Source organism: Campylobacter sp. CFSAN093246, assembly GCF_012889415.1.
Classification (GTDB): domain Bacteria; phylum Campylobacterota; class Campylobacteria; order Campylobacterales; family Campylobacteraceae; genus Campylobacter_D; species Campylobacter_D jejuni.
Genome location: NZ_CP040613.1, coordinates 1,258,295 through 1,277,961 on the forward strand (window position 1 = coordinate 1,258,295; position 19,667 = coordinate 1,277,961).

General features: G+C 31.0%; 19 protein-coding genes and 2 pseudogenes. 15 read left to right on the top strand and 6 right to left on the bottom strand.

Features of this window, described 5'->3' with window-relative positions; translation table 11 throughout:
• Positions 1-1,392, bottom strand: a complete 1,392-nt coding sequence (gene gltX, locus FBE87_RS06595; protein ID WP_168977236.1) for a glutamate--tRNA ligase — start codon at positions 1,390-1,392, stop codon at positions 1-3.
• A 64-nt stretch (positions 1,393-1,456) separates the two neighbouring features.
• Between gltX and salC the strand changes: the two genes are divergently transcribed.
• The gene (gene salC, locus FBE87_RS06600) at positions 1,457-2,272 is read left to right on the top strand and encodes a peptidylprolyl isomerase SalC (protein ID WP_002859332.1); all 816 of its coding nucleotides are present in this window, start codon (positions 1,457-1,459) and stop codon (positions 2,270-2,272) included.
• Positions 2,273-2,308: 36 nt separating this feature from the next.
• On the opposite strand, the gene FBE87_RS06605 is transcribed toward salC, so the two are convergent.
• Entirely contained in the window at positions 2,309-3,640 is a 1,332-nt protein-coding gene (locus tag FBE87_RS06605) for an acetyl-CoA carboxylase biotin carboxylase subunit (RefSeq protein ID WP_002860484.1), read from the bottom strand.
• 1 nt (position 3,641) lies between these two features.
• Positions 3,642-4,097, bottom strand: a complete 456-nt coding sequence (gene accB, locus FBE87_RS06610; RefSeq protein WP_002853623.1) for an acetyl-CoA carboxylase biotin carboxyl carrier protein — start codon at positions 4,095-4,097, stop codon at positions 3,642-3,644.
• A 147-nt stretch (positions 4,098-4,244) separates the two neighbouring features.
• Between accB and dcd the strand changes: the two genes are divergently transcribed.
• The 12 genes and pseudogenes from dcd to FBE87_RS06670 all read left to right on the top strand — a co-directional run bounded on the left by dcd (position 4,245) and on the right by FBE87_RS06670 (position 14,282).
• Positions 4,245-4,805 carry a dCTP deaminase gene (dcd, locus tag FBE87_RS06615; RefSeq protein WP_002859334.1) on the top strand — a complete coding sequence of 187 codons (561 nt, stop codon included), beginning with the start codon at positions 4,245-4,247 and terminating at the stop codon, positions 4,803-4,805.
• A 48-nt stretch (positions 4,806-4,853) separates the two neighbouring features.
• Positions 4,854-5,858, top strand: coding sequence for a UDP-N-acetylglucosamine 4,6-dehydratase (inverting) (pseB, locus tag FBE87_RS06620; RefSeq protein WP_002872451.1), 1,005 nt, complete (start codon positions 4,854-4,856; stop codon positions 5,856-5,858).
• 1 nt (position 5,859) lies between these two features.
• Positions 5,860-6,990, top strand: a complete 1,131-nt coding sequence (gene pseC, locus FBE87_RS06625; RefSeq protein WP_002867330.1) for a UDP-4-amino-4,6-dideoxy-N-acetyl-beta-L-altrosamine transaminase — start codon at positions 5,860-5,862, stop codon at positions 6,988-6,990.
• A pseudogene (locus FBE87_RS06630) lies at positions 6,983-8,291 on the top strand (DUF4910 domain-containing protein). Before pseC ends, FBE87_RS06630 begins: the two are co-directional and overlap by 8 nt.
• Positions 8,288-9,079, top strand: a complete 792-nt coding sequence (locus FBE87_RS06635) for an AAC(3) family N-acetyltransferase (protein ID WP_052822681.1) — start codon at positions 8,288-8,290, stop codon at positions 9,077-9,079. Before FBE87_RS06630 ends, FBE87_RS06635 begins: the two are co-directional and overlap by 4 nt.
• Positions 9,080-9,099: 20 nt before the next feature.
• A complete protein-coding gene (legH, locus tag FBE87_RS06640) occupies positions 9,100-9,891 on the top strand; it encodes an N-acetyltransferase LegH (protein WP_002856586.1) in 792 nt (263 codons plus the stop codon).
• A gap of 30 nt (positions 9,892-9,921) precedes the next feature.
• Positions 9,922-10,152 carry an acyl carrier protein gene (locus FBE87_RS06645; RefSeq protein WP_002803470.1) on the top strand — a complete coding sequence of 77 codons (231 nt, stop codon included), beginning with the start codon at positions 9,922-9,924 and terminating at the stop codon, positions 10,150-10,152.
• On the top strand, positions 10,149-11,042 hold the full coding sequence (locus FBE87_RS06650) for a class I SAM-dependent methyltransferase (RefSeq protein ID WP_100626255.1): 894 nt from the start codon (positions 10,149-10,151) through the stop codon (positions 11,040-11,042). The genes FBE87_RS06645 and FBE87_RS06650 overlap by 4 nt, the downstream gene beginning before the upstream one ends.
• Positions 11,035-11,451: a VOC family protein gene (locus tag FBE87_RS06655; RefSeq protein ID WP_002791673.1), complete on the top strand. Its 417-nt coding sequence runs from the start codon at positions 11,035-11,037 to the stop codon at positions 11,449-11,451. The genes FBE87_RS06650 and FBE87_RS06655 overlap by 8 nt, the downstream gene beginning before the upstream one ends.
• On the top strand, positions 11,448-13,010 hold the full coding sequence (locus FBE87_RS06660) for an HAD-IIIC family phosphatase (protein ID WP_002810163.1): 1,563 nt from the start codon (positions 11,448-11,450) through the stop codon (positions 13,008-13,010). The genes FBE87_RS06655 and FBE87_RS06660 overlap by 4 nt, the downstream gene beginning before the upstream one ends.
• Entirely contained in the window at positions 13,000-14,061 is a 1,062-nt protein-coding gene (locus tag FBE87_RS06665) for a beta-ketoacyl-ACP synthase III (protein WP_100621764.1), read from the top strand. Before FBE87_RS06660 ends, FBE87_RS06665 begins: the two co-directional genes overlap by 11 nt.
• A complete protein-coding gene (locus tag FBE87_RS06670) occupies positions 14,061-14,282 on the top strand; it encodes an acyl carrier protein (protein ID WP_002789840.1) in 222 nt (73 codons plus the stop codon). The genes FBE87_RS06665 and FBE87_RS06670 overlap by 1 nt, the downstream gene beginning before the upstream one ends.
• Before the next feature lie 13 nt (positions 14,283-14,295).
• On the opposite strand, the pseudogene FBE87_RS09275 reads toward FBE87_RS06670, so the two are convergent.
• Positions 14,296-15,526: pseudogene (locus tag FBE87_RS09275) on the bottom strand (DUF2920 family protein).
• A 59-nt stretch (positions 15,527-15,585) separates the two neighbouring features.
• Here FBE87_RS09275 and FBE87_RS06685 point away from each other — a divergent pair.
• Positions 15,586-17,094, top strand: coding sequence for an AMP-binding protein (locus FBE87_RS06685; RefSeq protein WP_100626343.1), 1,509 nt, complete (start codon positions 15,586-15,588; stop codon positions 17,092-17,094).
• A 39-nt stretch (positions 17,095-17,133) separates the two neighbouring features.
• On the top strand, positions 17,134-17,361 hold the full coding sequence (locus FBE87_RS06690) for an acyl carrier protein (RefSeq protein WP_002777686.1): 228 nt from the start codon (positions 17,134-17,136) through the stop codon (positions 17,359-17,361).
• Here FBE87_RS06690 and FBE87_RS06695 read toward each other — a convergent pair.
• The gene (locus tag FBE87_RS06695; protein WP_100626342.1) at positions 17,358-18,428 is read right to left on the bottom strand and encodes an acyl carrier protein; all 1,071 of its coding nucleotides are present in this window, start codon (positions 18,426-18,428) and stop codon (positions 17,358-17,360) included. The genes FBE87_RS06690 and FBE87_RS06695 overlap by 4 nt on opposite strands.
• Positions 18,429-18,449: 21 nt before the next feature.
• A complete protein-coding gene (locus FBE87_RS06700) occupies positions 18,450-19,664 on the bottom strand; it encodes a DUF2920 family protein (protein WP_002857950.1) in 1,215 nt (404 codons plus the stop codon).
• Positions 19,665-19,667 lie beyond the last annotated feature (3 nt).

Here is a 19,667-nt window from a genome sequence, read left to right on the forward strand (position 1 = left end):
TTATTTTCCTCTAACTTTTAAAAAATTTTCTATTCTTTTTTTGCACTCATCAACCTCTAAAAATTCTAATACTTCAAAAATACTAGGACTTACCGCACTCCCTGTTAAAGCTATGCGTATAGGCTGAGCCAAATCTTTTAACTTTGCTTCTTTTTTTTCTAAAAAATCATTTGTAAAATCTTCAAAATCTTTACCTGTTTTTTGATCTTTAAGTGTATTAGCAAATGCTTGGAGCAATTCTAAATTATTTTTGTTAATAAATTTTTGTACTGCATTTTCATCATAATTTTGCGGCGCATTAACTATACTTTTTGCACCATTGATAATATCATGCAAGGTTTTTGCACGCTCTCTTAATAAATCAAGTAAAAATCCCGCCTTTTCATAAACAGATAAATCAAAGCCAAGATCTTTAAGCTGACGGTTAATCTCTTCAAAAGGCAAAGTTTTAATATAATGAGCATTAAGCCATTCAAGCTTTTTAGCATTATAACAAGATGCGCTTTTATTAATATGATAAGGATCAAAAAGTTTTTTCAAATCTTCTAGTGAAAAAACCTCATCATCGCCATGACTCCAACCTAAACGCACAAGAAAATTAAGCAAAGCTTGAGGTAAAATTCCCATTTCTTTGTATTCCATAACATCAGTTGCCCCATGTCTTTTTGAAAGCTTTTTACCATCTTCTCCATGTATCATAGCCACATGAAAAAATTTAGGAATTTTAAAACCCAATGCTTCATAAAGCACAATTTGTTTAGGAGTATTTGAAAGATGATCATCCCCACGAATCACATCACTTACCCTCATTAAAGCATCATCAATAACAACAGTAAAATTATAAGTTGGAGTTCCATCACTTCTTGCAATAATAAAATCATCCATTATATCCTCTGCTTTAAATCTTACCTCGCCTTTAACCCCATCTTCAAAAACAATCTCACCGCTTTGAGGTGCTTTAATACGCACAACAGGTTCTATACCCTGAGGTGGCGTGCCTGTAAATTCTCTATATCTTCCATCATATCTTGGGCGCTCTTTGGCAGCTTCTTGCTTGGCGCGCAATTCTTCTAATTCTTCTTTACTCATATAACAATAATACGCTTTACTTTCATCTAAAAGCTTTTTAACATATTCTTTATAAAGATCAAAACGCTCTGATTGGTAAGTTACTTCTCCATCATGTTCTAAACCGCACCATTTAAAAGCTTCAATAATTGCTTTAGTAGCTTCTTTGGAATTTCTTTTTAAATCCGTATCTTCAATACGAAGTAAAAAATTTCCACCATTTTTTCTAGCGTATAAATAATTATAAAGAGCTGTTCTAAGTCCACCTATGTGCAAATACCCTGTTGGGCTTGGAGCAAAACGCGTTGTAAGTTTTTCGTGCATTTTTTGCCTTTTCTTAAATTTTTATTGATATAATGCGATATTTATACTTAAATAAAGGTTTGAAATGAAAAAAATTTTATTAAGTTTTGCATTTTTTGCAAGTTTAGCTAGTGCAAATACCATTAATGCTATAGCTGTAGTTGTAGACAAAGAGCCTATCACAACTTATGATATAGATCAAACTATGAAAGCACTTAAAATTGATAGAAATAAAGCTTTAGGCGTACTCATCAATGAAAAAATGGAAATTTCACAAATGAAACAACTAGGTATTGTAGTCAATGATCTAGAGCTTGATGATGCTATAAATAAAATGCTTGCTCAAAACAAAACGACTTTAAATGCTTTCAAAGCAAATTTAAAATCCAAAAATCAAAGCTATGAACAATTTCGTGCAAATTTTAAAAAAGACTTAGAAAAAAGAAAGCTTTATGAAAAAATCGCAAGTATGGCAAAAACTGATTTTAGTGATGATGGAGCAAAAAAATTTTTCGAACAAAATAAAGATAAATTCACTTTTTATACACAAATTAATGCAAATATTTATCTATCAAACAATCCTCAAACTTTAGAAAATATCAAAAATACAAAAAAAACAATCCTTAAACCACAAAATGCATCTTTAAACACAAGTAATGCCGATCCAAGACTTTTAGGGCTTTTATCACAAATTCCTGTTGGAGGCTTTTCCCCTGTTTTAAATGGAAAAAATGGCTATGAACTCTATGAAGTTAAAAGCAGAGATGGGGCACAAACTCCTGAATATGAACAAGTTAAAAATGAAGTTTTAAACGCTTATGTAAGTGAACAAAGACAAAATTTTATACAGGATTATTTTGATAAACTCCGCTCTAAAATCAATATAGAATATTTAAGATAAAAATTACAATTAAAATTTCCCTTTAATAGGGAAATTTTAATGTCTTGCAAGATAATTTGTATCGTAATTATTATTAATAAAATCAGGATTTTCCATCATAGAAAGATGAAAATCTTTGGTTGTTTTTATCCCACTTATAAGCAACTCATCTAAAGCTACTTTCATTTTTGCAATAGCTTTATTGCGATCTTCTGCCCAAACTACAAGTTTGCCTATCATAGAATCATAATAAGGAGGCACGCTATAGTCTTGATAACAATGACTTTCCATTCTGACATTGCGTCCTGCTGGTGGAATGTATTTAGTAATCTTACCTGGACTTGGCAAGAAAGTTTTGGAATCTTCGGCTGTGATTCTACATTCTATAGAATGCCCATTTAATTTAATACTTTCTTGAGATGGTAAAGCATAACCTTCTGCTACTTTAATCATTTGTTCTATGATATCAATCCCACTTACCATTTCACTTACACAGTGTTCAACTTGCAAACGCGTATTCATTTCTATAAAATAAAAATCCAAATTTTTATCTACCAAAAACTCAAAAGTTCCCGCACCTTCATAGCCTATAGCTTTAGCCGCTTTAACAGCAGTTTCATGAAGCCTAGTACGTGTTTTTTCATCAAGTAAAATTGCAGGGGACTCTTCTATAAGTTTTTGATGGCGTCTTTGCATAGAACAATCTCTTTCGCCCACATGGATCACATTACCAAAACTATCTCCTATAACCTGCACTTCTATATGACGTGGATTTTGTATGTATTTTTCCATATACATAGTTCCATCACCAAATGCTGTCATAGCCTCACTTTCAGCCGACCAATACGCTTTTTCAAGATCTTTTTCATTTTCAACCACACGCATACCACGACCACCACCACCTGCGGCTGCTTTTAAAATCACAGGATAGCCTATTTCTTTGGCAAGTTTTTTAGCTGCTTCAGCTCCGGCTAAAGCTCCATCACTTCCTGGGATTACAGGTACGCCTGCTCTTTGCATTACTTGTTTAGCTTTTGATTTATCACTCATTAAATTCATAGCTTCTACAGAAGGACCTATGAATTTAATGTTATGTTTAGCACAAATTTCAACAAAATTTTGATTTTCGCTTAAAAATCCATATCCTGGAAAAATCGCATCTGCTTCAGCAATTTCAGCTGCTGTAATAATAGCTGGGATATTTAAATAGCTTTCAGAACTTCTTGCTTTGCCTATACAAATGCTTGCATCAGCGTATTTTAAATACAAAGCATCTTTATCTGCTTCAGAGTACACACAAATTGCTTTTTTACCCATTTCTTTAATCGTTCTTAAAGCACGCAGTGCTATTTCTCCACGATTAGCAATTAATATGCTTTTAATTTCCATTTTATAATTTCTCCACCGCAAATAAAGGCATTCCAAATTCTACAGGCTGACCATCAGCAACTAAAATTTCAGCGATCCTACAATCAAATTCCGCTTCAATTTCATTCATGATTTTCATCGCTTCGATAATAGCTATAGTATCGCCTTTTTTAACCGTACTACCTACTTTTACAAAAGGTGCTGCACCTGGACTTGGAGCTTGATAGAAAGTTCCTACCATAGGGCTATTTATACTTGGTTTGTTTGATTTTACACTTTGACTAGGTTGAGCTTCGTTTACAACGCTTACATTGATAGGTTGTGGAGCTGGAACTGGAGGACAAACAGGAGCTGGAACATCGCAGCACATATCTCTTTCAAGTTCTATTTCAAAACCATCTTGTTCTTTGATCTTAATTTTACTAATATTTGCTTCAGCAAAAAGGTTTACTAACTCTTTAATTTCTTCTTTTGTCATAAAATTCTCCTACAAAATTTAAGAACTTAACCTTGTATTATATAAAAAAACTTGAAATTTAACTTTAAAAAAGAAAAAAATCATAAAAAATATAGATTTTTTAGGTTATAATCCTTACAAACAATTACAAATATTAAAAGGTTAAAAATGGGCTTAAAAGCGGATAATTGGATAAGAAAAATGGCATTAGAACACAAGATGATCGAACCATTTTGCGAAGCAAATATAGGAAAAGGTGTGGTAAGCTATGGACTTTCAAGCTATGGTTATGATATACGCGTAGGACGTGAGTTTAAAATTTTTACCAATGTTAATTCAACTGTAGTGGATCCAAAAAATTTCGTAGAAGAAAATGTAGTAGATTTTGAAGGTGATGTATGTATAGTTCCTGCAAATTCTTTTACCCTAGCTAGAACTATAGAGTATTTTAAAATGCCTGATGATGTCTTAGCTATTTGTCTTGGCAAAAGCACTTATGCAAGATGTGGTATCATCGTCAATGTTACCCCTTTTGAACCAGGTTTTGAAGGACATATTACTATAGAAATTTCAAATACTACGCCTTTACCTGCAAAAATTTATGCTAATGAAGGCATAGCACAAGTGTTGTTTTTACAAGGTGATGAAAAATGTGACACCACTTATAAAGATAAAAAAGGCAAGTATCAAGCTCAAACGGGCATAACCTTGCCAAGAATTTTAAAATAGGAACACTTGTTGCTTTAATTTTAAAAAACTTAAGCAAAGGAAGGCAAAATGTTTAACAAAAAAAATATCTTAATCACAGGCGGAACAGGCTCTTTTGGAAAAACCTATACTAAGGTTTTGCTAGAAAATTATAAACCTAATAAAATCATCATTTATTCTCGTGATGAGCTTAAACAATTTGAAATGGCAAGCGTTTTTAACGCTTCTTGCATGCGTTATTTCATAGGAGATGTAAGAGACAAAGAGCGTTTAAGCACTGCTATGCGTGATGTGGATTTTGTTATACATGCTGCTGCGATGAAGCATGTGCCTATTGCTGAATATAACCCTATGGAATGTATAAAAACAAACATCCACGGCGCGCAAAATGTCATAGATGCTTGTTTTGAAAATGGGGTTAAAAAATGTATCGCTCTTAGTACGGATAAGGCTTGCAATCCTGTAAATTTATACGGTGCAACCAAACTTGCAAGCGATAAGCTTTTTGTCGCTGCAAACAACATAGCAGGTAACAAGCAAACACGCTTTGGTGTTACAAGATATGGCAATGTTGTAGGTTCAAGAGGTTCAGTGGTGCCTTTCTTTAAAAAACTCATCAGCGAAGGAGCTAAAGAACTTCCTATCACCGATACGAGAATGACTCGTTTTTGGATCAGCCTTGAAGATGGAGTAAAATTTGTACTGAGTAATTTTGAAAGAATGCATGGAGGAGAAATCTTTATCCCTAAAATTCCTTCGATGAAAATCACCGATCTAGCCCATGCTCTAGCTCCTAATTTAAGCCATAAAATCATAGGCATAAGAGCAGGAGAAAAACTACATGAAATCATGATTTCAAGCGATGATAGTCATTTAACCTATGAATTTGAAAACTACTATGCTATAAGCCCGAGTATTAAATTTGTAGATAAAGATAATGACTTTAGTATCAATGCCCTAGGCGAAAAAGGACAAAAAGTAAAAGATGGTTTTTCTTATAGCTCGGATAATAATCCTTTATGGGCAAGCGAAAAAGAACTTTTAGAAATCATCAATCACACCGAAGGTTTTTAAAATGCTTACTTATTCTCATCAAAACATCGATCAAAGCGATATAGATGCGCTTACAAAAGCTTTAAAAGATGAAATTTTAACAGGGGGTAAAAAGGTAGATGAATTTGAAGAAGCCCTTTGTGAATATGTGGGCGTAAAACACGCTTGTGTATTAAACTCAGCCACTTCAGCCCTTCATCTTGCCTATACAGCACTAGGCATCAAAGAAAAAATCGTTTTAACCACTCCTTTAACCTTCGCTGCTACGGCTAATGCGGCTTTAATAGCTGGAGCTAAGGTAGAGTTTATCGACATTAAAAACGATGGCAATATTGATGAAAAAAAACTAGAAGCAAGACTTTTAAAAGATAGTAAAAATATAGGAGCTATTAGCGTGGTGGATTTTGGGGGAAATAGCGTTGAAATAGATGAAATTTCAAGCCTTGCTAAAAAATACAATATCCCTTTAATCGATGATGCAAGCCATGCTTTAGGTGCCTTATATAAAAGTGAAAAAGTAGGAAAAAAAGCCGATCTTTCTATCTTTTCTTTTCATCCTGTTAAACCCATCACTACTTTTGAAGGCGGGGCTGTGGTGAGTGATAATGAAGAGCTTATCACCAAAATCAAGCTTTTAAAAAGCCATGGTATAATTAAAAAAAGGCTTTGGGATAGCGATATGGTAGAACTTGGCTATAATTACCGCTTAAGCGATGTTGCTTGTGCTTTAGGGATAAACCAGCTTAAAAAACTCGATCACAATCTTGAAAAAAGAGAAGAAATCGCAAGTTTTTACGATAAAGAATTTGAAAAAAATCCTTATTTTTCCACGATAAAAATCAAAAATTATAAAAAAAGCTCAAGACATTTATACCCTATCTTGCTTTTTCCTGAATTTTATTGTCAAAAAGAAGAACTTTTTGAAAGCTTACTTCATGCAGGAATTGGCGTACAGGTACATTATAAACCAACTTATGAATTTAGTTTTTATAAAAAACTCTTAGGAGAAATCAGACTCCAAAATGCAGATAATTTTTACAAAGCTGAACTTAGTATACCTTGTCATCAAGAAATGAATCTAAAAGATGCAAAATTTGTCAAAGATACTTTATTTAGCATTCTTGAAAAAGTTAAAAAGGGATATTGTGGATAAGCTAGACTTTAGAAGCCAAGATTTTAGCCAAACTGGAAAGGCTATGTATGAACTAGCTTGTGAACTTTTTCCTATCCCTAGGAGTATCACAGGGCAAGGTTTTAGAGATAGCTTAGAAATTTTAAATAAAACTCTGGGGGGGGGGTATACTCAAATTTCACTCTATAAAAAGTGGCACAAAGGTTTTTGACTGGATAGTCCCTGATGAATGGAATGTTAAAGAAGCCTATATCATCACTCCAAAAGGAGAAAAAATTTGTGATTTTAAAAAGCATAACTTGCACCTTCTAAACTATAGCGAAGCCATCGATCAAGAAATCGAACTAGAAGAACTTCAAGATCATCTTTACTCCATAGAAGAAATGCCCGATGCTATTCCTTATGTAACGAGTTATTATAAAAGGCGTTGGGGATTTTGTCTCACGCACAACGAAAGAAAAAAACTCAAAAAAGGCAAATACAAAGTCTATATCGATGCAAAACACGATGAAAATGGAGTTTTAGATTATGCTGATTTTATCCTACCTAGTACGCAAAACTCAAAAGATGAAATTTTAATTTCAACCTATCTTTGCCACCCTTCCATGGCAAATAATGAGCTTAGTGGCCCTGTAGTGAGTATTTTCTTAGCAAAATGGCTTTTGGGTTTAAAAGAAAGAAGATATAATTACCGCTTTGTCATCATCCCTGAAACCATAGGCTCTATAGTCTATCTTAGCAAACATTTAGAGTGTTTAAAAAAACATGTTAAAGCAGGCTTTGTGCTTTCTTGCTTAGGCGATGATCATACTTACTCACTCATACACACAGTTAAAGAGAACACTCTAAGCGATAAAGTCGCCCTGCATACGCTCAAAAATAAAGAAAATTTCAAAGCTTTTAGTTTTTTAGATCGTGGAAGTGATGAAAGACAATACAATGCCCCACTTGTAAATCTTGGCATAGTAGGGGTATGTCGCACAAGGTATGGTGACTATGATGGATATCATAACTCAAAAGATGATCTCAATTTTATCTCTGAAAAAGGTTTAATGGGTGGACTTCAAAGCATGCAAGAAATGATTTTAAATCTAGAAATCAACGCCGTATATGAAAACACCATAGTATGCGAACCCAATCTTGGCAAAAGAGGACTATATCATACCCTTAGCACTGCCAATGACATTCCTTTAGCTTGTAATTTTCTAGCTTACTGTGATGGAGAGAATGATATCATCGATATAGCCAATATCTTAAATATGCAAGCTTATGAATTTAAAGAACTTTTGAAAAAAATAAAATTTTATGGACTAGTAAAATGAAATATTTTTTAGAACACAATGGCAAAAAATACTCCGATAAGGATTTAATAGATGCTTTTTATCAACTAGGTATAAAAAGGGGTGATATTTTATGCGTACATACAGAACTTATGAAATTTGGCAAAGCTTTGCTTGCTAAAAATGATTTTTTAAAAACCTTACTTGAATGCTTTTTTAAAGTGCTAGGCAAGGAAGGCACTCTTCTAATGCCAACCTTTACTTATAGTTTTTGCAAAAATGAAACTTATGATAAAGTGCATTCTAAAAGCAAAGTGGGAGTGCTGAATGAATTTTTTAGAACTAGCGGGGGGGGGGTTAGGCGAACTAGCGACCCTATTTTTTCCTTTGCTGTGAAGGGTGCTAAAGCGGATATTTTTTTAAAAGAAAACTCAAGCTGTTTTGGAAAGGATAGTGTATATGAAATTTTAACTAGGGAAGGTGGGAAATTTATGCTTTTAGGCTTGAATTATGGACACGCCCTAACGCATTATGCTGAAGAGAGAAATACCAGCTTTTGCAGGTATTTTAAGGAATTTAAGGGCTTTGTGATTGACGAGCTAGGACAAAAAAGAGAAAAAAGGATAAATTATTATGTAAGAGACTTGGAAAAAGCCTATGTATGCAGCCTTGATAAGATAAATGAAATCGTGCGGCAAACAAGGTATTACAAAAGCATAAAATTTGCAGGAGATTTTCTAGAAAGCTATGATGCTAAAGAATATGTCAAAGCCATAGGCAACGCCCTTAAGCAGGATAAATTTGCCATATATGAAAAGCTTCTTTTATGAAAAATATTTAAAGGTAGTTTATGAAATATTTACTTGAATTTGAAAATAAAAAATACTCCACTTACGACTTCATAGAAACTTTTTACAAACTAGGACTACAAAAAGGCGATACCTTGTGTGTGCATACTGAACTTTTTAATTTCGGTTTTCCCTTGCTTTCTAGAAATGAATTTTTACAGACTATATTAGATTGTTTTTTTGAAGTTATAGGCAAAGAAGGCACTTTGATCATGCCAACCTTTACTTATAGTTTTTGCAAAAATGAAGTTTATGACAAAATAAATTCCAAAACAAAAATGGGAGCATTAAATGAATATTTTCGCAAACAAACAGGAGTAAAACGCACAAACGATCCTATATTTTCTTTTGCTATAAAAGGAGCAAAAGAAGAATTATTTTTAAAAGATACAACAAGTTGTTTTGGGGAAAATTGTGTTTATGAGGTTTTAACCAAAGAGAATGGAAAATATATGACATTTGGGGGCCAAGGACACACACTAACACATTATGCAGAAGAACAATTTAATGTATTTTACAGATATCATAAAATTTTCTCTGGAATTTTAATTGATGAAAACAATATATCATACAATAAAACCATTAGTTATTATGTTAGAAAACTTGACATATCTTCTGAGCCCAATTTAATTAACATTATCAATATTGTTAATAATACTAAAAATTTTAAAAAAAACAATTTTGCAGGAGATCATATAAATATTTACAACGCTAAAGAATATATAGAAATTTTATGGAAAAAATTAGATATAAACCAAACAATTCTAATAGAAAATTATGATACAATATATTAATTTTCAACATTCTCAAGAAAGTGGTATACAATGGAAAAACAATTTTATGAAATTTTAGAAAATATACTTGAAACCAAAGTAGATGAAAATACAAATTTAAGCATGGAAAACTGCAAGAACTGGACTTCTTTAGCTCATATTGATATCATCATGAGTTTAGAAGAAGAATTTGAAATCAAATTTAACAAAGAAGATTTAAGTCTCTTAAAATCTCAAAGCACTTTACTAGAAAAAATTCAAACCCTAAAGGCAGAAAAATGAAAGAAAATATTGAAAAATTATTTCAAGCCATCGCTCAAAAAAATCCTATCCATTCTAAATATCTTAAAAAAATTGAATTTCCACAAGAAGACGAAGAAGAATTTGATAAATTAATTTCTTATTATATTCAAGATGGTATCAGTATAAAAGAACAATGCGATTGTTATTTATTGATCCTTAACGATACTTTAGAAGAAACAAAATTTTTCATAGAAAATGGGGCTTATCGTTATTCTAGCTTTGATGAAGTTAAGGATAAAGTTTATTTTAATGAAAGTTATATGAAACAATACATGATAGGCCTAGCTCTTTCTTCTTTTGTTTGGATAGCTCATATTAAAGTGAGAAAGTATTTTTCGCAATATTTAAAAAATTTTACTCCAAAAACAACTTATTTTGAAATAGGCCCTGGCCATGGAGAATATTTTGCAAGAGCAGTTAAAAGTGGTAAATTTTCCGCCTTTTATGGACTTGATATCTCTCCAACAAGTTGCGAACTTACTCAAAAAATGGTAAAACAACAAGTAGGGGGATTGATTACAAAATGTGATTTTTTATGTCAAGATTTTTTTATTTATGATTTTGATAAAAAAGCTGATTTGATAGTGATTGGAGAAGTGCTAGAACACGTAGAAAAACCTCTTGAATTCCTTAAAAGATCTAAAGAGCTTCTTAGCGATGGAGGGGAAATTTTTGCAACTATCCCTATCAATGCTCCTGCTATTGATCATATTTATTTATTTTCCCATCCTGATGAAGTTAAAGATTTGATAGAAAAATCAGGCTTAAAATTTAAAGCTTATGAATGTTTTATGGCAAATAATTATAGTTTGGAAAAAGCATTGAAATTTAAAAATGCTATCACTATGGCAGTAGTTTTAAATGCTTAATACAACACTCAATTTACCCCTTCATCATATAGGCGTGGCTTGTAAAAATTTAGAAAAAGAAAGGGAATGTTTTTTTAAACTAGGTTTTTATAAAGAATCAGAATTTATAGATGAAAAACAAGGGGTAAGAGGCGAATTTATCATTCCTTGTAATGAAGCATTTCCACAGTATAGATTTGAACTTTTGCAAAATTTAAACGATAAAGGACCACTAGATAGCTATTTGAAAAATAATACCAAAATGTATCATTTAGCCTATGAAAGTAAAAATATCGCCCAAGATTTAATTCTTTTGGAACAACAAGGAGGCATTTGTATTGTTCCTATTATGCAAGCAAGCTATTTTGCTAAACTTTGTTTTATCATGATGCCAAATAGGCTTTTAATCGAACTTGTGGAGCTAAAATGAATCTTTTTTCACCCCATTTAAAACGCAATGAGCTTATAAAATTCGCCAAAGAATTAGACTTTAGCAAAAGTCAAGATCTTCTTATTAATGTCCATAGAAATCATGCTTTTGAAGGAGTGCAAAGTATCATTGCTCCTTTTTTACATTTTGCTAATTTAAGAGCTGAGTTTAATTTCAGCTCTTATGATGATAGCTTGAGTTTTGATAACTTTAAAGAAGCTAGTTTAGAACTTTTATGGCTAGATTTAACCCGCTATAAAAATAATGTGCAAAATTTTATAGAAGAAAGACTTTTAGAACTAAGAAAAATTTCACAAAACCCTATTTTAGTTCTTAGTTTAGGAGAATTTAAAACAGATAAAAAAATTTTAAATTGTGAAATTTTTAACATAGAAAAACTCATAAAAGAGTATTTTGATGAAGAAGATATTTTAGACCTAGCTAAAGAAGAACTTACAGGCTCTAAGCTTAATAATAAAGCCTTGATTTTTTTAGCACAAATTTTAGGACTTAGCCTCATCCCTGCACTCGTAAAACCCGCTCTTAAAGCTCTTGTACTTGATCTTGATAATACCTTGTATCAAGGAATTTTAGGTGAAGAGGGTATAGATAATCTTAATTTAAGTCCTTTGCACAAAACCTTACAAGAAAAAATTAAAACTTTTAAAAAACAAGGCTTTTTACTTGCCCTAGCTTCAAAAAATGAAGAAAAAGACGCAAAAAAACTTTTTGAAACAAGGAAAGATTTTATCTTACAATGGGATGATTTTGATGCTAGAATGATCAATTGGGAACCAAAGGGTGAAAATATCTTAAAAATTGCTAAAAAATTTAATATAAATACTAACGCTATGCTTTTTATAGATGATAATATCGCCGAGCTTGAAAATACCAAATTTACAGGCGTTAAAACACTTTTATGCGATGAAAATATACTTTATAAAATCAAACTTTTTCCTAATCTTTTAAAACTTTCAAATACCAAAGAAGATCAAATTCGTGCCAAAGATATAGCAGCCAATGCTTTAAGAGAAGAGCTTAAAAGCTTAAGCGATGAAGAATATTTTCAAAATCTTGAAATCAGCTTAAATTTTAGCAAAAATGATCTGCAAAATATCCCTCGCATTAGCGAACTTTTAGGCAAAACCAATCAATTTATCGCTAATTACACACGCTTAAATCAAGAAAAAGTCGCACAACACATGCAAAAAGAACTCATTGTAAGTGTGAGTATGAGTGATAAATTAAGCGATAGTGGGATTATCGCTATTTTTGTTTTTTCTTGTAAAGAAGGAAATTTATTTATCGATGATCTTTGCATTTCTTGTAGGGCTTTAGGTAGAAAACTTGAAACTAGAATGTTTTTTAAAGCCTTTGAACTAGCTTTACATTTCTTTGATCTTAAAAACAATAATGCAAGGCTTTACTATCAAAAAGGCGAAAGAAATATGCCATTTTTGAGCTTTTTAGAACAAATTTCCAAAGAATTTGAAAAAAACTCAGCCCTTATTCCATTTCAAAATTTAAACTTCAAAGGACTTATAATCCATGAAAACTAGATTTGATAAAGCTAAAATTTCAGGCATTTGCGTAAGCGTACCTGAACATAAAATTTGCATTGATGATGAGTTAGAAAGCGTTTTTTCAAACGATATCAAAACCCTTAAAAGAATGAAAAAAGTCATAGGTTTAAACACGCGTTATATTTGCGATGAAAACACTTGCGTAAGCGATCTTGGAAAACACGCAGCCAATACACTTTTACAAGGTTTAAATATAGATAAAAATAGCCTTGATGCACTCATCGTAGTAACTCAAAGTCCTGATTTTTTCATGCCTTCTACGGCTTGTTATTTACACCAACTTTTAAATTTAAGCTCCAAAACTGTAGCTTTTGATTTAGGGCAAGCTTGTGCAGGGTATTTATACGGCTTATTTGTCGCTCATTCTTTAATACAAAGTGGCTTAGGTAAAATTTTACTCATTTGTGGAGATACTTTAAGCAAATTCATCCACCCTAAAAATATGAATTTAGCTCCTATTTTTGGTGATGGAGTAAGTGCAACTTTAATTGAAAAAACAGATTTTAACGAAGCTTTTTTTGAGCTTGGAAGCGATGGAAGACATTTTGATAAACTCATCATTCCAAAAGGTGCGATGAGAATACCTAAAGCAGATATTTTCAACGATGATTCACTCATGCAAACTGAGGAGTTTAGACAATTAGAAAATCTTTACATGGACGGAGTAAATATTTTCAATATGGCTTTGGAATGCGAACCTAAAAGCTTTAAAGAAATTTTAGAATTTTCTAAAGTAGATGAAAAAGACATTGCTTTTCATCTTTTTCATCAATCCAATGCGTATTTGGTTGATTGCATCAAAGAAGAATTAAAACTTAATGATGATAAAGTTCCTAATTTCATCATGGAAAAATACGCTAATTTAAGCGCTTGTTCACTACCTGCCCTACTTTGCGAACTAGATACTCCAAAAGAATTTAAAGCGAGTTTAAGTGCTTTTGGTGCAGGGCTTAGCTGGGGAAGTGCGGTGTTGAATTTCAAAGATTTATACACAAAAGATATTTTAATTTACACAAAGGAGAAATAATGACAAAAACTGAATTTTTAGAAGAGCTTAAAGAAGCTATGCATAGAGATGAAGACTTAAACGAGGATATGCTACTTGATGATATAGATGAGTGGGATAGTTTGGCTTTTGTATCCGTGATGGTGCTTTATAAAAATCTTTTTACTTTAAAAATCACAGCCGAGGACTTGAAAAATTGTCAAAAAGTAAGTGATTTAATCAATTTAGCAAAGCTTGATTAAAACCTTTAAGGTTTTAATCTTTTATCTCTAATTCAAATTTATCTCCCACATCTTTAAAAGTAAACACTTTATTTCCACAAGGATAAGAGATGGAATTTTCTTGCATGAAAGATTTTCTTCCTTGTAGTTTTTCAAGCATTAAAGGAAGTTCTTTTCTAAATAAGGCTTTATCAGGTATACCACAACCATGATCTAAATTTTTAATAAATTTTCCATCAATTTTATTTTCATCTATCAAATTTAAGCTTACATCATATCCTAAAATTTTTAATATTTGCATGGTTTGTTCTTTAAAATTTGCTGGAGTTAAAGGATCTTCTTTACTATGATAACTCACATAAATGATATTTTTATTTTTTTGACTTTGTAAAATCAAATGATCTTTATTTAATAATGTTCTAATAAAATAATTTTCATTATTAAAAAAATAAGGTGAATTTTCTTTACGTGTCCAATGGGTTTTTAGAAAACAACTCACAAAAAAATGATCGCCCTGCATATACATATCCCCATTAGTATCTTTGCTTTTAAATTCCAACTCTCTACCAATAATATAATTAAGCAGTGGAACAGCCGAACCCGAATTATCAATCACGCCATCCACATACCAAGGAGCTATCTTTGCTATGAGTAAAGATAGGTATCCTCCATAAGACCCCCCCCCCATAAATTTTTGGTAAATCTGCAAATTTTGGAAAACGTTTAACTAAATCTTTTAAAGCATTGATATGATCAATAGCTGCCATAATGCCATAGTTTTGATAATCTCCATTGGGTGGGATAAAAGTTGCACTTAGTCTTTCTTCAAAATCATAAGGCAATCGATTTAACATTTTTAATTCTGTCATAATCTCGCTCAAATATTCACAATGACTAACTACAGTATTATTGGCTAATTGATCACATGGAATATTGTATTTACGAAGCACTTTTTCTATTAATTTTAAATCATCTTTTGTAAAATCTGCTAATGTTGAATACTTTTCAACATCTGAACGCCTTTGGCAAAAACAATGATAAAAAACATTTATTGTCACTACATCAAAATTTTTAGCAATATAATTTCTATAAGAATCTAAAAAATATATATTTGCATTAGCTCCATAACCTCCTATGATAAAAACTATAGCTTTGAGATCTTTTTCATCATCATAACTTAAGCGGTATTCAAGTTTGCTAGTTCTTTTTATATTTAATTCTACATCATCACAAGAATCGATTTCAAAGGTTTGATTTATGAGCATATAAAGACCTTTTTTATTAATTTATTGATATTATAATACAAAAAACTAAAAAGGCAAACATGATAACCCATATTTACGATTTTCTAGAAAAAAATTTGATTAAATTTAGCAAAAAGATCGCTTTTGTAGAACCCTTTGCCAAGGAAAGAAAAGAAATCACTTATAAAGACTTTGATCTTTTTTCTAAAAAACTAGCCAGTGAAATTTTAAAAACTTTAAAAAATGATAATCCTACTCAAGTTCCTGTTTTAATCATCTTGCCTAAAGGGATTGATTGTTTGATTTCATTTTTTGGAGTGGCACTCAGTGGAAATTTTTATACCCTTTTAGATGAAAAAAGTCCTAAAGAAAGAGTAGAAAAAGTCATAGAGGTTTTAAAGCCTAAACTTTTTATCACTTCAAAGGACTTAAATTTTAACTTAGATTTACCTACGCTTTATACACAAGACTTTGAAAGTTTTGATATAGATGAGAGTTTAATAAAGCATGCCAAAGAAAAACATATAGATACTAATTTACTCTATGTTTTCTTTACAAGTGGGAGCACAGGCATTCCTAAAGGAGTAAGCATAGCACATAAGAGTGTGATTGATTATACTTTTTGGGTGTGTGAGACTTTTAAATTTGATGAGAATGAAATTTTAGCCAATCAAGCGCCATTTTATTTTGACAATAGCATTTTAGATATTTTTTCAAGTGTAAAATCAGGAGCGACTTTACACCTTTTACCTAATCATCTTTTTGCCTTTCCAAATAAAATTTTAGAATGCCTTGAAAAAGAAAAAGTAAGCACTATATTTTGGGTGCCTTCGGTGCTAATTTATTTTGCAAATACGGAAGCTTTGAATAATTTTAGTTTAAATACCTTAAAAAAAATACTTTTTTGCGGTGAAATCATGCCCAATAAACAGCTAAATATTTGGCGTAAACACTTACCCAATGCCTTATTTGCCAACCTTTATGGTCCAACAGAAATCACTGATGTATGTTCTTTTTATATCATCAATCGCACTTTTAAAGATGAAGAACTTTTACCGATAGGAAAAGCGTGCAAAAACACAGAACTTTTAGTTTTTGATGAAAATATGAATTTCATAAGTCCTAAACAAATAGGTGTTAAAGGGGAGCTTTTCGTGCGTGGAACTTCTTTGTCTTTAGGGTATTATAATGACAAAGAAAAAACCAAACAAGCTTTTATTCAAAATCCTTTACATGATAATTATTTAGATTTACTCTATAAAACAGGAGATATCGTTTCTTATAATGAATTTGGAGAGCTTTTATGCTACGGAAGAGCAGATAATCAGATAAAATATATGGGACATAGAATAGAACTTGGAGAAATAGAAAGCGTGATAAATTCTCATGTGAATATTAAAAACAGTGCTTGTATTTTTAAAGAAGATATTATTTGTTTTTATGAAAGTGAAGAAGAAATTAATTTTAAAGATTTTTTGAAAGATAAATTACCTTCTTATATGATCCCAAAAAATTTTATTAAACTCGACAAATTTAAGCTTAATCAAAATGGTAAAATTGATAGAAAGGTTTTAAAAGAACTTGTTTAAATAAATATTTTATAATTTCAAAAAACTAAAGGAGAAAAAATGCAAGAAATCAAACAATTTTTTATCAATATAGAAAGAACAGATATCAATGAGAGTATGGAAAATCTAGTAAGTGAAGATTTTATCGATAGTATCGATATCATGGCTTTGGTTGCCGAAATAGAAAAATTTTATAAAAAACCCTTAAAAGCAGAATTTATCACACCTGAAAATTTTGAAAGCTTTGAAAATATCAAAAAAATGCTTGAAACTGCAATGAAAGACTAATCTTTCCTTGCAAGTTCAAGCTGTTCTTTTAAAGAACTGATGATTTCATTTTTAGAAACAATAATTTGTGCTATAAAATCCGCCACATCATCCCAATCTTTACTTAGCATATGAGTTAAAGTATAGTTTTGTTCGTATTCTTCCCAATTTACAGGAGCAAAAAGAGAATTTTTATGCGGGAAATATTTGTTTTTTACCCATTCAAGTGAAGAAGCAAAATAATCCACATAAGCCTTAGCGATATCTTTTTGCACAGCAAATTTTAATCTTTTTTCTTTACTGCCTTCAAATTTTCTTCTTGCCATAAAAAGCAAAGAATTAAGATTATCCTGCTTTAAATCTTTTTGATTTAATCTTGACATAAGCTCCATTCCTAAAAGATTAAAACTTTCATTTTTGGTTTGTTTTAAAACAAAACTCTCATCCCATTCAAGTCCTAAATGATAAACAAAATCCTTAAGCAAAGTCCCTCCTACATAATCCTCCCTTAGAAGTCTTACTATCAAATTTTCTTCTCCAAATACCTCAGCATGAGTTTTGCAAATCCATTCATAGTCAAAAATATATTTTCTAGGATGATCTTGCGGAGCAAAATCAGCAGAATAATACCCCATATTGTTTTTATGATCTTGAGAACAATGTGAGTTTAAATAACCCAAAGTATCTCTAAAATACACAATAATATAAATTTGAGTAAAACCTAACTCTCTCATAATCTTTTCTAAAATTTCTACATGTTTTTTGGTAGAAAAATCCCAAACTATACCCTCAGCTGAAAAAATAAATTTTTTATCTTTATGTAAAGCACTTTCACTTTTAAAATTTTCTATAGTTCTAAGAAGTCTTTCATTTGTGATATGACTTAAAACACTCTCTTTTTTTAAAATATCTTCTTTTTGAACCAATTCTAAAACCATATCCACCAAAGCCCAATGCCTATTTGCCACTCTAAGACTTTTTGGGTAAATATAAGCTTTTTGCAAAAGCTTTTCTTCGTTTTGCATCAAGAAGCCTTGTTTTTCTTGATTTCCTGTATTAGTAGTTCCTATATGTAAATATGCTGTCATTTTATATCCTTTATCTTTATTTTAATTTATCATCTCTAACTCAAATTTATCTTCTAAATCCTTAAACACAAATACTTTATTCCCACAAGGATAAGAGATAGAATTTTCTTGCATAAAAGATTTTCTTCCTTGTAGTTTTTCAAGCATTAAAGGAAGTTCTTTTCTAAATAAAGCCCTATCAGTCATTCTAAGTCCATGCTCTAAACTTTTTACAAATCTACCATCTATATCATTTTCATCCTTTATTAAATGTAAAGTTGCATCATATCCTAATTCCTGATAACACTTATAAAGTTCTATTTTATTTTGCACTGGCGCACCCATATCTTGTATACTATGATAGCTTACAAAAATGGTATTTTTATTTAAATTTGATTGAATTTGAAGATGGTTTGAATTTAAAACTGCTCTGATTAAATAATTTTCATCACCAAAATAATAAGAAGAATTCATATTTCTATTCCAGTATTTATATACAAAACAATAAAGTCTATAACCACTTCCTTCGAAATAAAATTCCCCTTGATTCATTTCTCTTCCTAAAATGCACGCCAAAAATGGCAAGCAAACACCTGAATTATCAATCACACCATCCACATACCAAGGAGCTATTTTTGCTATGAGTAAAGATAGGTATCCTCCATAAGACCCCCCTCCATAAATTTTTGGTAAATCTGCAAATTTTGGAAAGCGTTTAACTAAATCTTTTAAAGCATTGATATGATCAATAGCTGCCATAATGCCATAGTTTTGATAATCTCCATTGGGTGGGATAAAATCACAAGAAAGTTCTATTTTTTGGCTTTCATCAACCAAACCTGCTTGTTTCATTTTATTAACTTTTTGCTCTATAAGAGGAATAATTTGTTCAAAATTATCTTTATTAACCGATAAATGTCCTAAATTAATATTTTTTAAAATGCCATTTACACGCTCTAAATCATCTTGATTGGGAATAAGCTTTGGATTATACTTTTGATCAATACTTTGTCTTGCACAAAAACAATGATAAAAAACATGTACCACTACAACATCAAAATTTTTAGCAATATATTCCCTATCAAAATCTAAAAAAGAAATATTTGCATTAGCTCCAAAACCACCCACTATAAAAACTATGGCTTTGATATCTTTTTCATCATCATAACTTATGCGATATTCAAGCTTACTGGTTCTTTTAATACCTAGTTCTACATCATCACAAGAATCAATTTCAAAGGTTTGGTTTATAAGCATATA